Annotated in this window: 16 protein-coding genes; 15 read left to right on the top strand and 1 reads right to left on the bottom strand. The window is 62.8% G+C overall.

Annotation, left to right across the window (positions count from 1 at the left end; all coding sequences use genetic code 11):
* Positions 1 to 32 precede the first annotated feature (32 nt).
* From C7I85_RS18560 to C7I85_RS18595, 8 genes are all read left to right on the top strand, one after another.
* Positions 33 to 1,181, top strand: coding sequence for a cupin domain-containing protein (locus C7I85_RS18560; RefSeq protein WP_106725490.1), 1,149 nt, complete (start codon positions 33 to 35; stop codon positions 1,179 to 1,181).
* A gap of 78 nt (positions 1,182 to 1,259) precedes the next feature.
* Positions 1,260 to 2,387, top strand: a complete 1,128-nt coding sequence (locus tag C7I85_RS18565) for an LVIVD repeat-containing protein (RefSeq protein ID WP_106725491.1) — start codon at positions 1,260 to 1,262, stop codon at positions 2,385 to 2,387.
* A 10-nt stretch (positions 2,388 to 2,397) separates the two neighbouring features.
* Positions 2,398 to 2,805, top strand: coding sequence for a RidA family protein (locus C7I85_RS18570; protein ID WP_106725492.1), 408 nt, complete (start codon positions 2,398 to 2,400; stop codon positions 2,803 to 2,805).
* Between the two features lie 27 nt (positions 2,806 to 2,832).
* Positions 2,833 to 3,456, top strand: a complete 624-nt coding sequence (locus C7I85_RS18575; protein ID WP_106725493.1) for a glutathione S-transferase family protein — start codon at positions 2,833 to 2,835, stop codon at positions 3,454 to 3,456.
* Positions 3,456 to 4,385, top strand: coding sequence for a 5-formyl-3-hydroxy-2-methylpyridine 4-carboxylate 5-dehydrogenase (gene fhmpcd1, locus C7I85_RS18580; protein WP_106725494.1), 930 nt, complete (start codon positions 3,456 to 3,458; stop codon positions 4,383 to 4,385). Before C7I85_RS18575 ends, fhmpcd1 begins: the two co-directional genes overlap by 1 nt.
* Positions 4,386 to 4,421: 36 nt before the next feature.
* Positions 4,422 to 4,943, top strand: a complete 522-nt coding sequence (locus C7I85_RS18585) for a TRAP transporter small permease (RefSeq protein ID WP_245444997.1) — start codon at positions 4,422 to 4,424, stop codon at positions 4,941 to 4,943.
* Entirely contained in the window at positions 4,940 to 6,211 is a 1,272-nt protein-coding gene (locus C7I85_RS18590; RefSeq protein WP_106725496.1) for a TRAP transporter large permease, read from the top strand. The genes C7I85_RS18585 and C7I85_RS18590 overlap by 4 nt, the downstream gene beginning before the upstream one ends.
* Before the next feature lie 16 nt (positions 6,212 to 6,227).
* Positions 6,228 to 7,247, top strand: coding sequence for a TRAP transporter substrate-binding protein (locus tag C7I85_RS18595; protein WP_106725497.1), 1,020 nt, complete (start codon positions 6,228 to 6,230; stop codon positions 7,245 to 7,247).
* Positions 7,248 to 7,263: 16 nt separating this feature from the next.
* On the opposite strand, the gene C7I85_RS18600 is transcribed toward C7I85_RS18595, so the two are convergent.
* Entirely contained in the window at positions 7,264 to 7,695 is a 432-nt protein-coding gene (locus tag C7I85_RS18600) for a hypothetical protein (protein ID WP_106725498.1), read from the bottom strand.
* A 99-nt stretch (positions 7,696 to 7,794) separates the two neighbouring features.
* On the opposite strand from C7I85_RS18600, the gene C7I85_RS18605 reads away from it, so the two are divergent.
* The 7 genes from C7I85_RS18605 (at position 7,795) to pldH (ending at position 15,338) form a co-directional block, all read left to right on the top strand.
* Positions 7,795 to 8,823, top strand: a complete 1,029-nt coding sequence (locus C7I85_RS18605) for a putative B6 ABC transporter substrate-binding protein (protein WP_106725499.1) — start codon at positions 7,795 to 7,797, stop codon at positions 8,821 to 8,823.
* A 68-nt stretch (positions 8,824 to 8,891) separates the two neighbouring features.
* On the top strand, positions 8,892 to 10,463 hold the full coding sequence (locus tag C7I85_RS18610; protein WP_106725500.1) for a putative B6 ABC transporter ATP-binding protein: 1,572 nt from the start codon (positions 8,892 to 8,894) through the stop codon (positions 10,461 to 10,463).
* Complete coding sequence (locus C7I85_RS18615) at positions 10,460 to 11,554, top strand: putative B6 ABC transporter permease subunit 2 (RefSeq protein WP_106725501.1); 1,095 nt, start codon at positions 10,460 to 10,462, stop codon at positions 11,552 to 11,554. The genes C7I85_RS18610 and C7I85_RS18615 overlap by 4 nt, the downstream gene beginning before the upstream one ends.
* A 3-nt stretch (positions 11,555 to 11,557) precedes the next feature.
* Complete coding sequence (locus C7I85_RS18620) at positions 11,558 to 12,493, top strand: putative B6 ABC transporter permease subunit 1 (protein WP_106725502.1); 936 nt, start codon at positions 11,558 to 11,560, stop codon at positions 12,491 to 12,493.
* Positions 12,494 to 12,552: 59 nt separating this feature from the next.
* On the top strand, positions 12,553 to 13,359 hold the full coding sequence (gene pldA / locus C7I85_RS18625; protein ID WP_106725503.1) for a 4-pyridoxolactonase: 807 nt from the start codon (positions 12,553 to 12,555) through the stop codon (positions 13,357 to 13,359).
* A gap of 24 nt (positions 13,360 to 13,383) precedes the next feature.
* Positions 13,384 to 14,562 (top strand): pyridoxamine--pyruvate transaminase, encoded by a 1,179-nt coding sequence (gene ppaT / locus C7I85_RS18630; RefSeq protein WP_106725504.1) that lies wholly within the window; start codon positions 13,384 to 13,386, stop codon positions 14,560 to 14,562.
* Positions 14,563 to 14,594: 32 nt separating this feature from the next.
* Positions 14,595 to 15,338 (top strand): pyridoxal 4-dehydrogenase, SDR-type, encoded by a 744-nt coding sequence (pldH, locus tag C7I85_RS18635; protein WP_106725505.1) that lies wholly within the window; start codon positions 14,595 to 14,597, stop codon positions 15,336 to 15,338.
* Positions 15,339 to 15,470: the final 132 nt, after the last annotated feature.

Genomic DNA, 15,470 nt, shown 5'->3' on the forward strand with positions numbered 1-15,470 from the left:
ACGATGAGACTACCGAAGGAGGGGTGCCCGACATGACCGCCGACGCCAAGAGCGACACCAGAACCAATAAGCAGGAGGCTCTGAAGGGCCTCTATGACGACCTCTACGCCAAGAACATGTTCCCGTTCTGGGCGACCAGCGAGGGTGTCGACCACGACGAGATCAAGCAGCTCATGGCCACGTCGAAGGCTATTCCCTTCGTCTGGTCCTACAAGGATATCGAGCCGCTGCTGCAGCGGGCGGCCGAGCTGGTGACGATGGACGACAGCGAGCGCCGCTCGCTGATCCTGGTCAACCCGGGTCTCGCGCCCAAGCGCGCCTCGGTCAGCACCATGTACACGGCCTATCGCCTCAACGACCCTGACGAGATCATGCCGCCGCACAAGCACTCGCCGAGCGCCATCCGTTTTGGCCTGACCGGCAAGGGAAATTTCACGGGCGTTGAGGGCGAAGACATCGTATTCGGCCCCGGCGACATGGTGCTGACGCCGAACGACGCCTGGCACAACCACGGCACCGTGGGCGGCGAGCAGGCGGTCAATCTTTCGGTGCTCGACCTGCCGCTGGTCGAGACGCTCCACGCCGTTCACTTCGATCACAAATACACCGAGATGGAGAACGGCAAGGAAGTCGAGAAGAAAGTCCAGACGGCGCGCTATCCGTCCGACTATTCGCAGCGCATCTATGGCGAGGGTGGCCTGATGCCGCGTTTCGTCGACCACAAGCGCGGCGGTGGTCTGTCTTCGCCCATGTATGTCTATCGCTGGGAGAAGATGGAAGCTGTTCTCGACGCCCATAAGGATTGGGACGGCGACCCGCATGAGGGCATCGTGGTCGACTATGTCGATCCGACCACCGGCGGACCGGTGTTCAGGACCATCAACTTTTACGTTCAGATGCTGCGTCCGGGCGAGAAGACGCTGCCGCAGCGCGAGACCGCCAGCCTTCTGCTCGCTCCGTTCCGCGGTTCCGGCTACTCGATCATCGACGGCAAGCGCTACGACTGGAACCAGTTCGATACGCTGGCCGTGCCCGGCGGCTGCTGGGTCGAACATGTGAACGGCTCCGCGACCGAGCCGGTGATCTTCTTCGGCGCGACCGACGCGCCGACCCAGAAGGCACTGCTTCTCTATAAGCGCTGGGGCCGCAACCAGGCTGGCGACCTGCTCCGCCTCGCCTGAGACCTCCTTCATCGTGACGCGCCGCGGGTTGCGGCGCATCCGCATCCAAGCAACGCACTAGCAAGAAGGCGTACGCATTTGGTTTCCGCGTTCAATACCAAGCATATCGGCCACATCGACTGCCCGGGCGGAGGCCAGGTCTGGGTCGACGGCAACATTCTTTACATCGGCCATATGCGCCCGCCGAGCGGCACCACGCTCGTCGACATTTCAGACCCGCGGAACCCGAGGAAGATCACCACCATCGATGTGCCGGTGGGCTGGCACTCGCACAAGGTGCGCGCCAAGGACGGGTTGATGATCATCAATCACGAGCGCTTCGGTAGCGAAGGCCCGGCCGATTTCGGCGGTGGCCTGGCGATCTACGACACCAGCAAGCCGGACCAGCCGAAGCTCATCTCCAAGTGGCTCACTGGCGGCAAAGGCGTCCATCGCTACGACTATGACGGCCGCTATGCCTATATCTCGCCGACCGCTGAAGGCTATGTCGGCAATATCGTCATGATCCTCGACCTGATCGATCCGGTGAACCCGGTCGAGGTCGGGCGCTGGTGGATTCCGGGTCAGTGGACAGCCGGTGGTGAGGAATATCCGTGGCACGATTATGTCACGCCGCGCTGCCACCATCCGCTGCGCATGGGCAACCGGCTTTACGTCAGCTACTGGCATCATGGTCTGTTCATTCTGGACATTTCGGACATGAGCAAGCCGACGCTTATCAGTCACGTGAACTCCAGTCCCGCCTTCCCGCATCCGACGCACACCTGCCTGCCCATCCCGCAGCCGCTCAAGGGGCGCAACATCATGGTGGTGGCCGACGAAGACGTGGCCAAGCTGCATCCGCATGCGCCCGCCTTCACCTGGATCTACGACATCACCGACGAAACCAATCCGCTGCCGATCTCGACCTTCCAGGTGCCGGGCATCGATCCCGACGGCGCGCCGCAGCCGCCGATGACCGGCTGCCACCAACCGTCGGAACGCTTCAAGGGCAGCATCATTCCTTTTGCCTGGTTCGCGCAAGGCCTGCGCCTTGTCGACATCGCCGACCCGTTCGCGCCAAAGGAAGTGGGGCACTTCCTTCCCGACGCGCCGGCCGGCGCGGACCGGGCCTCTTCAAACGACGTCACCATCGACGATCGCGGCATCCTTTATCTGATCGACCGCATCCGTGGCGTGGACATCATCGAAACGAGCGTTTTCTAGGAGTTCGGGCATGGGCGACAGCACGAGGAAATCCGACACCCACTATGCCATCGGCAAGAAGAACCCGAACCTGCCGTTCCATCCGGCGGTTCGCGCCGGCGACTACATCTTCGTCTCCGGCCAGGTGCCGAAGGACGAGAACAACAACATGATCAGCGGCACCATCGAGGAAGAGACGCTGGCGACGCTGAAGACCATCGAGCGCGTGATCGCGCATGAGGGGGCCACGCTGTCCGACGTCGTGCGCATCACCACCTATCTCGAAGATGTGCGCGACTTCGGCCGCTACAACAAGGCATTCCTGGAAGGCATCGGCGATGCCGTGCTCGCGCGCACCACGGTCGAGGCACGCGCCGTCATCAACACCAAGATCGAGATGGACGCCATTGTCTACAAACCGCTGGCTCCCAAGGCCTGAGCGGAAGAGAAATCGAGGAGACCCCACATGTACCAGCTGCTAGGCCGCCAGACTTCCGGCAATGTCCAGAAAGTCATCTTCATGCTCGAGGAACTGGGCGCGCGCTACAAGCGCGAGGATTACGGCCGCCAGTTCGAGAACACCCAGACCGCCGAATACAAGGCACTGAACCCGACCTCGAAGGTTCCGACCTTGGTCGACGGCAAGACGGTGGTGTGGGAATCCAACACGATCCTGCGCTATCTAGCGGCCTTCGGCGGGGAGCACCTGACAGGTGCGACCCCGGCCGAAAAGACCGAGGTGGAACGCTGGATGGATTTCCTGCTGGCCGCGGTCAATCCCGGCTATCTCGCCGCCTTCAAGGGCTCGAAGCTGACGCTGGAGGAGCAGACGGCCGAGTACAAGGAACAGGTCCGCGATCTGGTTGCCCAGCTCAAGATCATCAATGCCCATCTCGAAGGCAGGGAGTTCCTTGCGCTCGGCAAGCTGACGATTGCCGACATCGCTTGCGCACCGATCCTCAAGCGCTGCGTCGACTTCAAGATCGAACGTCCCGCGCTGCCGAACCTGGAACGCTGGGCAGCGGCAATGGCCGAGCGCCCGGCCTTCAAGGTGGCCACCGGCGTGGCACAGTCGACCAGGGCAGCCTGATGATCAAGCGTGTCGCCCTCATCGGTCTCGGCACCATGGGACCCGGCATCGCCGCGCGGCTTTCGCGTGGCGGGCTGGACGTCGCCGCCTATGATGTGTCGCAGGCGGCGATCGACCGTGCGCGCAGCATGCTCGAAATCGCCGGCGGCGCCCTCGATCGTCTGGGCATCGAGGCTCCGACTGGCGGCGCCGGCACAGTGAGCTTCGTCGCCAGCATTGCGGAAGCCGTGGAGGGCGCTGATCTGGTGATCGAGAACGTGCCCGAAAACATCGACATCAAGGCCGAGACCTATCGCGCCGTCGACGCGCTGATCGGGCCGTCTGTGATCGTGGCATCCGACACGTCGGGCATACCGATCACCAAGCTTCAGGCGCATATCTCGCATCCCGAACGCTTCGTCGGCATGCACTGGTCGAACCCGCCGCACATCATCCCGATGATCGAGGTGATTGGCGGCGAAAAGACCGCGCCGGAAACCGTCGCGACCATTCGCGACCTCATCCGCTCGCTTGGCCTGCTGCCGGTGGTGGTGAAGAAGGACGTGCCCGGTTTCGTCGAAAACCGCGTGCTCTACGCGCTACTGCGCGAGGCAGTGGATCTTGTCGAACGCGGCGTGATCGAGCCCGAGGATCTCGACACCTGCGTCTCCTGGGGCATCGGCTACAAGATTGCGGTGGTCGGTCCCATGGCTCTGCTCGATATGGCGGGCCTCGACATCTACAAGTCCGTGTCCTCCTTCCTCAATGCCGACCTGGCGGACCGCAAGGACATCTCGCCACTGGTGCTGGATAGGACCGGGGATGGCAAGCTCGGCCTCAAATCGGGCGAGGGCATGTTTGCCTACACACTAGAACAAATCACGGCATTGCAAGGCGAAAGGGCCAGGAAACTGGTGGCCATCCGCCGGATTCTCGAAAATCGGGAGTAGGCGATGCAGTCGGCTGTGGGGGAGAGACAGGGCCGCATGACACACAAATGGGAGGCTTTGCAGCTGGCGCGATCGAGCGGCAGGCTGCTGCACACCGTGCTGGGCATCGTGCTCCTGTTCGTGGTGGGCGTGAACGTCGTGAACGCCTCGGGCCGCTACCTGTTCGGCTTTTCCATGACCGGCACCGACGAACTGATGGTCTACACCCTGATCTGGGTGGTGATGGCCGGCGCGATCCTGTCGCTGGCCGAGCGGGACCACATCAGCATCAACCTCGTACCCTCTTATGCGAAGGGGCGTTTCAAGCATTTGCTGCATGTCGTGCATGATGCTGCTGCAGTGCTTGCCTGCGCCTATGCGACCTACGCCTCCGACCTCTTCGTCGGCAAGATCAGCCGGCTCGGCACCAAGAGCATGGGCCTTGGCGTGCCGATGTCGGTGCCGCATGCTGCGCTGCTTGTCGGCTTTGCCGGCCTGACGTTGGTCGGCGCGATCATGCTCGTTCGCGACGTGAGCGCGCTGCTGCGTAACGACCCGCATGAGGGCCCGGCAGCATGACCGCTTCGCTCGCTGTTCTCCCCGTCGTTCTTCTTGCGCTCGGCACACCGGTTTTCCTGGTCTTCCTGGCGGCGGTTGCGGTCACCTTCTTCTTCGTCCTGCCCACGCCGCCGGTGGCGCTGCATCAGGTTTTGTTCGGAGGCATGGACAATTATGCGCTGCTTGCCATTCCGTTCTTCGTCTTTGCCGGCGAGCTGATGGGCACGAGCGGCATCGCCTCAAGGCTGATCGCCTGGGTTTTGGCACTGGTCGGGCGGTTGCCCGGCAGCCTGGCCGTTTCGACAGTCGGCGCCTCGACCGTGCTCGGCGCCATTTCCGGATCCAGCGTTGCGGCGGTGGCTGCGCTCGGCAAGACGCTTTACCCGAAGCTCGAGAGCGCAGGCTACGGCAAGGAACGGTCAGCGGGCCTGCTGGCCTCCAGTGGCGCGATCGATATCGTCATACCGCCCAGCATCGCCATGATCCTCTACGGTTTGTCGGCGGAGCAATCCATTCCTCGGCTGTTCATGGCGGGCATCCTTCCGGGCCTGCTGATGGCGCTGATGATGTGCGCCTTCGTCATCGTCATGGCCATCGTGCTGAAGATTCCGGTGGTCGGCCGCTTCGACCCGGCGCTCGCCTGGGCGGCCACCAAGAACGCCGTCGCCGCGCTGCTAATGCCGGTCTTCGTGCTCGGCGGTATCTATAACGGCCTTTTCTCGCCGACTGAGGCCGGCGGCTTTGCCTGCCTATATGCGATCGTCATTGCGCGCTTCGTCTACCGCACCATGAGCTGGGGCGACATCGTGCGGGCGGCCGGCAATTCGGCGATGCTGTCAGCGCAGATACTCGTGATCGTGGCCACGGCTGGCGTCGTCACCTGGGTGCTGACCACGCAGGGCGTGCCACAGGCGATCGTCGCCTCGATCCAGTCGCTGGACATGAATTCGGTGACGTTCCTGCTCGCAGTCAATGTCGTGCTGTTGGTCATCGGCTGCTTCCTCGACCCGACTTCGGCGATCCTGGTGTTTGCGCCGCTGCTCGTGCCGATCGCGATTTCGCTCGGGATCGACCCAATCCATTTCGGCATCGTCATGACGGTCAATCTGGCGATCGGCATGTTCACTCCGCCCTTCGGCCTCAACATCTTCGTTGCCCAGTCCGTCACGGGCCTGCCGGCGCATTCGCTCTATCGCGGCGTGCTGCCTTACGTGGCCGTGCAGATCACCGCGCTGCTCATCATCACCTATGTGCCGGCGCTGTCCCTGGCGCTCGGTCAAACGCTTTAGAAAGAAGGGGAACGTGATGCTGTCTTCAATCCTCAAAGCCGCGGCATTCGGCACTGCGCTTGCCCTGTTACCGCTGGCCATCGCCGCCAAGCCGGCTGCCGCACAGGCGACCATGAAGCTTGCGTCCGCGACCATCAACGATGTCCAGCACGAATGGCAGAAGGTGTTTGCCGATGAGCTCAACAAACGTGTCGGCGATGCGGTGAAGACCGAGATCTATCCGGCAAGCCAGCTCGGCGCCATTCCGCGCATGTCCGAAGGCGTGCTGCTCGGCACCATAGAGGCGTTCACCACTCCGACCTCCTTCATGACCAATGTCGATCCGCGCTTCCAAGCCTTTGATGTGCCTGGCTTGTTCAAGACGCCACAGGATGTCGACAACGCTATCCACGATCCGGAATACCGGGCGCATCTGGAGGAGATGTTCCTCGACAAGGGGCTGCGCGTGATCGGCGCGATCTACAACAGCCCGACGGTCGTCTTCACCATGAAGCCGGTGACGACTCTCGATGGGCTCAAGGGGTTGAAGATCCGCACTTTCGCCTCGCCGATGCAGATCAAACCGATGGAGTTGATAGGCGCCACCCCGCTGCCGCTGGCACTGACCGAAGTGATCCCACAGCTCGAATCCGGCGGGCTCGATGGCATGCTGGTCGGCATGCCGATCCTGACCGCGTTCAAATACTACGACATCGGCAAGAACATCACCGACCTGCGCTTTGCCGAGATCGTTTCGGTTACGGTGGTCAATGAGGATTGGTTCCAGTCGCAGAGCGAGGATGTGCGCAAGGCCATCATCGAAGCGGGTCGGGCGGCCGAAACCTCGGTGTTCAAATGGGGCGTCGATAACGTCCAGAAGACCTACCAGGTCTGGGCCGACAATGGCGGCGTGGTCAACAAGCTGTCCCCGGAAGAGCAAGCGAAGATGGAAGACGAATTCCACAAGCTCGCCGACACGCTTGTCGCCTCGGACCCGGCCGTGAAGGCCGAGTACGAAAGGCTGAAGGCGCTCGTGGCATCGAAGGCGGCGCAGTGATGAGCGCCGATCTCGCTCACCGGCAGACCAGGCGGTTCCCGCTCTCCACGCAGCTCAGCGAGCGCTTGGCGGCGGGCAGCACTTCGGCGTGCCGGTCGAGCGAAACCAGCGCGCGCGTCGCATATTCTCGCCCCTTGATGCCGCACCACAGGCGCTCGACGGGCAGGTTCTCGCGCTTGTCGTTGAGCGCGGCATATGTGCCGGTCTTGGGATCGAACCAAAGTTCGATGCCGATCGCAGCGCCGGGGGCTGCCTTGGCCAGTTCCAGCGAATACCAGTGGGCGATGTCGGCATGGCAGGCAATCGCCTCGCTGCCGGCGTTGGTCACCGTCAGTGTCAACGGCGAAAGGCCGTCAGTACCTCTGCGAACAGTGACGTGGTGCAGTTCGACCGCCGCGGCGCTTGCCGTGAAGCCCAGGAGTGCCGCGATAACAACTCGTGTGAACAAAGCGATTGGTCCCTATCTGAAAGTCTGAAATTATACTAACAGGCTTTCAAGTAATAACAACAATATCTTGGAAGTTAGATAATAGAAACGGAGGGTAACATGTTGAATAAACTGAAATACAGCGTGAGCGCGTTACTTCTGAGCAGCTTCATGCTCAGCGGTGCCTATGCCGCCGATGTCAAATCCATCGCCATCCTGACGCCGGAAGAAGGCACCGACTATGGCTGGAACCAGCAAGGCGTGGAAGCGGCCAAGGCTGCGGCCAAGGCAACGGGCGTGGAAGTAATCCTGGCACAAGGCCTCGGCTATGGCGACGTTCGCCCGACGCTGCGCGAACTGGCCGAGGAGGGCGCAAGCCTGCTCATCGCCCATGCCAGCGGCTACAACACCTCGGCGCCTGAAATCGCCAAGGAACTCAACGTTCCGGTCGCGATCGTCGACACGCCTGACGCACTCACCAAGGGCCTGATCGCTGACTATACGCTGAGCGGTCACGAAGGCGCCTACCTGGCCGGCCGCCTCGCGGCCAAGATGACCCGCACCAAGGCTGTCGGCATTGTCGTGTCGGGTGAGCCGCCGTCCTGGAACTCGCAGTCGGCTGCATTCGCCGAAGGCGTGAAGGCCGAGAACCCGGAAGTGAAGATCACTTATGCAGTGATTGGACCCGCCGCCTACAGCGACGCCGCTGGCGGCAAGCGCGTGACCGAGAGTGTCATCGCCTCGGGCGCCGACATCATCTTCGGCCAGGGCAATGGCTCCAGCTTCGGCATGCTTCAGGCGGTCGAGACGACCAAGGCAACCGACGGCGGCAAGGTCTATTTCATCGACGTGATCGGCAACAAGTCGCCCATCGACAAGGGCTTCCTGCTGTCGTCGGTGGTCTGGGACATCACGCCGGTCTACACCGCGATGATCAACGACCTGAAGGCTGACACCTTCGGCACCAAGAGCTATGCCATCGGCGTCAAGGACGACTCCGTCAAGCTGCTGAAGACCCCTGCGATCCCGGACAATGTCTGGTCCGAGGTGCAAGCTGTTCGCGATGACATCGTCTCAGGCAAGATCAAGGTCGAACCTATCTTCGAGGCGACCGCCGTGCGCAAGCTAATGACGAATGTGGCTGAATAGCCGGTCAGGTTCGTGGAGGGGCGAGCATTTCGCCCCTCCGATCTATCATTGCGGTCGGTAGGCGGCTCATGACCAGTTCTTCTTTATCTGCGGCAAACGGAAAGCCGGACATCGTCACGCTTGAGCGCGTGACCAAGCGCTTTCCGGGCATCGTCGCGAACAACAGCGTAGACCTGTCGATCCGCGCGGGCGAGGTGCATGTGCTGCTGGGCGAGAATGGCGCCGGCAAATCCACGCTCATCGGCATGCTGTCGGGGCTGCAGCAGCCGAGCGAAGGTCGCATCCTCGTGGACGGCGTGCCCACGGCTATTGCCTCGCCGCGCCATGCGCTGGCGCTTGGCATCGGCACGGTGTTCCAGCATATGATGCTTGTACCGACGTTGACCGTGGCCGAAAACTTGCTGGTCGGCGGTCCGTGGTGGCAGCGGCCCAAGGCCGAGGAGCTTGAGGCACGCGTCGCCGAAATCAGCCGCACGCTGGGCATCGGCGTCAATCTCCATGCAAAAGTTTCAGAACTGTCGCTCGGCGAGCAGCAGCAGGTCGAGATCCTGCGCGCGCTGCTACGCAACAGCCGCTTGCTGATCCTCGACGAATCCACCTCCATGCTGACGCCGAAAGGCATCGACGACCTTGGCGCGCTGATGCGCCGGCTGGTCGAACAGGGGCTGGCAATCGTCTTCATCACCCACAAGCTCAAGGAAGCCGCCGGCTTCGGCGATCGCATCTCGGTGCTGAAACTCGGCCGCAAGGTGGGTGAGATCACGCCCGAGCGGCTTCGTGCCTTGAGCGAGGACGAAATCATTGCCCAGATCGTGGAGCTGATGTTCGGCAAGAAGGAAAGCGATCCGGAAGAACAGGCGCGGGTCGCGCGTGCCTTCTCCGCCGAGACGACGCCGCTCTTGCAGGTACGCGACCTTGCCGTGCCCGCCACTGCGACCGCGCCGGGCCTCGCATCCATTTCATTCGACATCCGACCGGGCGAATTGCTCGGCATTGCCGGCATCGACGGCAACGGCCAGAAGCAGCTTGCCGAGGCGCTGGCAGGGCAATTGGAGACCAGTGGCGGTTCGGTGCGGCTGGCGGGCGAAAACCTCGACGGGCTGGGCGTCGGCTCGCGGCGCGAGAAAGGTCTGCGCTACCTCACCGACGATCGGCTGGGCGAGGGGACGGTCGGCACGTTTCCGGTGTCGATCAATTTCTTCCTGAAGCAGATTGGCACGTCGCCCTTCTGGCGTAAGGGTGTCGAACAACGGCAGGAGATCGACCGCCGTGCGGGCGAGCTGGTGCGCGAATACGACGTCCGCACGCCTAGCATCAAGACGCCGATCGGCCGGCTTTCCGGCGGAAACATCCAGAAGATCCTGATCGCGCGCGAGCTCGCCGAGGGCGTAAAGGCGGTGATCTTCAACAAACCGACCTATGGGCTCGACCTTGCCAACACGCTGGCCACGCGCCAGCGCGTGCGCGACGTTGCGGCGAGCGGCATGGCGGTGCTGTTGATTTCCACCGACCTCGAGGAATTGCTGAGCATGTGCGACCGCATCGCCGTCATGTCGGGCGGCGCGCTGGTCGGCACGGTCGAGAACTCCGGCGACGCCCGCACCAAGGTCGGCCGCCTAATGATTGGACTTGCCGCATGAGCGTCGAAACTACACAAACCAGCTCGACCGCGCTTGAACCAGCAATTCCCGAAACCGGCAAGGGCGATCTGCTGCGTCGTCTGGTGATGACGCTGGGCCCGATCCTGGCAGCCCTGGTGATTGCCGGCTGCATCCTGCTGGCGGTCGGCGTCGATCCGCTCGCCTATTATGGCTTCGTCATCGAGCGCGGCCTGCTGTCGCCGCTTGGTGTGCAGCAGACGCTGACGCGCATGGCGCCGCTCCTGTTTCTTGCCGCAGGGCTCATCGTCGCCTTCCGGGCCGGCATGTGGAATCTGGGCGGCGACGGCCAGTTCCTGCTCGGTGCGGTCAGCGCCGCCGCAGCTGGCCCTTTCCTTGTGCAGTTCCTGCCGACCTGGCTGGCGCTGGTTTGCGCCTTCCTGCTGGCAACGGCAGTGGCGATGTTATGGTCACTCCTGCCGGCGCTGCTGCGCGCCTATCAAGGCGTCAACGAGATCATCACCACGCTGATGATGACCTTCCTTGGCACATCGCTCGCCAATGTGCTGGTCAAGCTCGCGTTCCTCGATCCGTCGACGACGGTTCCGCAGACGCGCACTCTGCCGGTGGAGGACCGCCTGCCTCGTTTGTTCGACACCACGATCTCCAGCGGCCTGTTGCTTGGTCTCGTTGCGATCATTGCCGTGCATCTGGTGATGACGCGCACGGCTTTCGGCCTCAAGTTGCAGGTGGTGGGCGCCAATCCGCGTGCGGCGGTGCATTCGGGCCTTGGCGTGCCCACGCTCACCATCGCCGTTTTTGCGATTTCGGCCGGACTGGCGGGCCTTGCCGGCGCCGTCGACATTCTAGGGGTGCAGGGCAATGTCCGCGCCGACTGGAATCCGGCTTACGGCATGGCGGTCATTCCAATGGTTTTTCTGGCGCGCATGAACGGCTTTGCGGCAATCGGCTTCGTGTTCTTGCTCTCGATCCTGTCGATCGGCGGCGAAAGCGCCGCCCGTCGCCTCGGCGTGCCCCACCACTTCACACTCGTGCTCGTCTCCATCGTGCTGATCACGCTGGCGATCGCCGAATATATCGACCATCACTTCATCAAGACGCGGAGGGTCTGACCCATGACCGGGCTTTTCGACGAAGTCTTTCTCGCCGCCCTCCTGTTCGGAGCCGTCACGGCCGCTGTGCCGTTGCTGCTGGCCGGGTTGGGCGAACAGATGTCGGAGAAGGCCGGCGTGCTTAATATCGGCATCGAAGGCATGATGATCCTCGGCGCCTATCTTGGCTTTCTCGGCGCCTATTATTCGGGTTCGCTGTGGCTCGGCTTTCTCGCCGGCGCGCTTGGCGGAATGGCGGTGGCCGCGGTGATGGCGCTGCTTTGCGTGCGCCTCGGCCTCAACCAGATTGTCATCGGCATCGCTTTGACGCTCGGGCTCGAGGGGCTGACCGCGCTGTTGCACCACTTCCAGTTCTCGCGCAGCTATCCGCGTCTCCCGGCTGCCGACAAGACGGCGATTCCGCTGCTGGCCGACATCCCGGTGCTGGGGCCGGCATTGTTCCAGCATCATTTGGTCGTCTACTTCGCCGTCGCCCTGGTATTCGTGATGATCTACATCTACCGCCGCACACAGCTGGGCCTGAATCTTCAGGCCGCCGGCGACAAGCCGGCCGCGCTGGACGTTGCCGGCATCGACGTCATCCGCACCCGCACCATCGCGGTGCTGACCACCGGCGCTCTCGCAGGCCTCGGCGGCGCCTATCTCGCCAATGTCGGCGCGGGCATCTTTATTCCGTTCATCACCAATGGCGCCGGCTTCCTTGGCATCGTGCTGGCGATGCTGGCGCGGGGCCGGCCCCTCTGGGTGTTGTTCGGCGCGCTGCTATTCGGTGTCTGTCTTTCGCTCACCACGGCCATGCAGGTGGCCGGCATCAACATGCCGACCGACATCATCCAGATGCTGCCGTTCCTGGCAGTGATGATCATGCTGGTCCTGTTCGGCCGCAAGGCAAGCCTGCCGGCGGCGCTCGGCATGCCTTACGAACGTGGCGCGCGATGATGCCAGGACAACAAACAACCGGGACGCGGCTGAGCCGCAGGGGAAAATAGGAGGTAACTATGTCCGACACGAAGGTTTATCTGCTCGACGGCGGCTCGCTGGTGCTCGACGGCTATCATGTTTACTGGAATCGCGGGCCGGGCGGCGAGGTGCGCTTTCCCGTCTACTCGATCCTGGTCGAGCATGCCGAAGGCCGGTTCCTGATCGACACCGGCTTCGACTATGACCACGTAATGAAGGTCCTGCCCTTCGAAAAGCCGATCCAGAGCAAGGACCAGACCATTCCGGGGGCGCTGGCGCTGCTCGGGCTGGAACCCAAGGACATCGACGTGGTGGTGAACTCGCACTTCCACTTCGATCATTGCGGCGGCAACAAATATTTTCCGCATGCCAAGAAGATCTGCCACAAGAGCGAGGTGCCGCAGGCCTGCAATCCGCAGCCTTTCGAGCATCTGGGCTATTCGGATCTCAGCTTTTCGCTTGAGGCCGCCGAGGCGCGCGGTGCGACCGAACAGATTATGGAAGGCACCACGCGGGCGAACTCCACCTTCGAGGGCATCGATGGCGATGTCGAACTCGCCAAGGGCGTAAAGCTCATCTCGACCCCGGGCCACTCCATAGGCCACTACAGCCTCATGGTGAATTTCGGCAAGCGCAAGCCGATCCTGTTCACCATCGATGCAGCCTATACGCAAAAGAGCCTCGAAACGCTTTGCCAGGCCGCCTTCCATATCGATCCCGTTGCGGGCGTGGAGTCCATGCACCGCGTCAGGAAGCTCGCCGAAGATAACGATGCCGAGCTGATGTACTCGCACGACATGGAAAACTTCAAAACCTACCAGACCGGCACGCGGTTCTACGGCTGACGTGCGGGCATTTGGAGACCAGCTATGAGATATAAAGACAATGCCGATCCGGTGATCACGCTTACCTCGGGACCGGTCAACGCCTACGCGGACGTGCTGCGGGGGCTTGGGCGCACCGTGCTCTACGATTACGATCCGGCGTTCCAGCTGTTTTACGAAAACGTCGTCACCAAGGCGCAGAAGGCGATGCGCCTTTCCACGCGCCCGGTGCTGCTGCAGGGCGAGCCGGTGATGGGACTGGAGGCCGCGGCCGCCTCGCTGATTTCCAGCGAGGATGTTGTCCTCAACCTCGCCTCCGGCGTCTATGGCAAGGGCTTCGGCTACTGGGCCAAGCGCTATTCGCCGAACCTGCTTGAGATCGAGACGCCCTACAACGAGGCTATCGATCCGCAGGCGGTTGCCGAGATGCTGAGGAAGCATCCCGAGATCACAGTCGTTGCCGTTTGCCATCACGATACGCCGTCGGGCACGATCAACCCGATCGACGAGATCGGCGCGATCGTAGCCGCGCACGACGCCTACCTCATTGTCGATGCGGTGTCGTCCTTCGGCGGCATGAAGACCCACCCGGAAGACTGCAAGGCCGATCTTTACATCACCGGCCCGAACAAGTGCCTCGGTGCGCCTCCCGGACTGACCATGATGGGCGTGAGCGATCGCGCCTGGGCCAAGATGAAGGCAAACCCGGCTGCACCGCGCGCCTCGGTGCTGAGCATTCTCGATTGGGAAAATGCCTGGTCGCACAAGCAGCCGTTCCCGTTCACGCCTTCGGTTGCGGAAATCAACGGCCTGGACGTGGCGCTGGACCTCTATCTCAACGAAGGCCCCGAAGCGGTATGGGCCCGTCATGCACTGACGGCGAAGGCGACGCGTGCGGGAGCACAGGCCATGGGGCTGTCGATCTGGGCTGCGAGCGAGAAGATCGCTTCGCCGACCACCACCGCCATCCGAACGCCCGATGGCGTAGACGAGCCGGCGCTGCGCCAGGCAGTACGCGAACGCTATGGCGTCGTTTTCTCGTCGGGACGCGGCGAGACGCTCGGCAGGCTGACCCGCATCGGTCATATGGGCCCGACAGCACAGCCGATCTATGCGGTTGCGGCGCTGACCGCGCTGGGCGGCACATTGAACGCGATGGGCCAGAAGCTGGCCGTCGGCAGAGGCATCGATGCCGTGCTTGCGGTCATCGATGCTGACGATTGACTTCAACAACAGAAATTGAGGGGAGATTGGTCATGAGCGACCGGCTCGCAGGAAAGACGGCTCTGGTTACCGGAGCGGCACAGGGTATCGGCAAGGCAATCGCCAAGCGGCTGGCAGCCGACGGCGCCACCGTCATCATCGGCGACATCAATGCGGAAGGCGCCAAGGCGGCTGCCGCTTCCATCGGCGGCAAGGCGCAGGCCTTCGCGCTAGATGTTTCGGATCCGGCTTCGGTGAAGGCGCTGTTCTCGGAACTTGAAAAGACCGGCGGCGTCGACATCCTGGTCAACAATGCCAGCATCGTGCCCTTCGTGGCATGGGACGACGTCGATCTTGACCATTGGCGCAAGATCATAGACGTCAACCTGACGGGCACCTTCCTCGTCACCCGTTCGGCGACCGACCAGATGCGCGCGGCAAACAAGCCGGGTCGCGTCATCAGCATCTCGTCCAACACCTTCTTTGCCGGCACGCCGAACATGGCGGCCTATGTGGCGGCCAAGGGCGGCGTGATCGGCTTCACCCGCGCGCTGGCAACCGAGCTCGGCAAGCACAACATCACGGCCAATGCGGTGACGCCCGGCCTGATCGAAAGCGACGGCGTCAAGGCCAGCCCGCACAATGAGGCGTTCGGCTTCGTCGAGATGCTCCAGGCCATGCCCGGCAAAGGCCAGCCCGAGCACATTGCCGACGTGGTGGCGTTCCTGGCTTCCGACGATGCGCGCTGGATAACCGGCCAAACGCTCAACGTCGATGCCGGCATGATCCGGCACTGAAGATCCAATCCGGCGCGCCAATGGTCGCAGCGCTCCGGCGCCCAGGCGGTCGGCGCGTCGGGTTACCCCCCAGTAGCCCGCGTGACCGGCCTGGGTGTTGCCTGGCCGGGAATTGTTGCAATGACGGCAGCA

Source organism: Pseudaminobacter soli (ex Li et al. 2025) (assembly GCF_003012705.1).
GTDB classification, from domain to species: domain Bacteria; phylum Pseudomonadota; class Alphaproteobacteria; order Rhizobiales; family Rhizobiaceae; genus Pseudaminobacter; species Pseudaminobacter soli.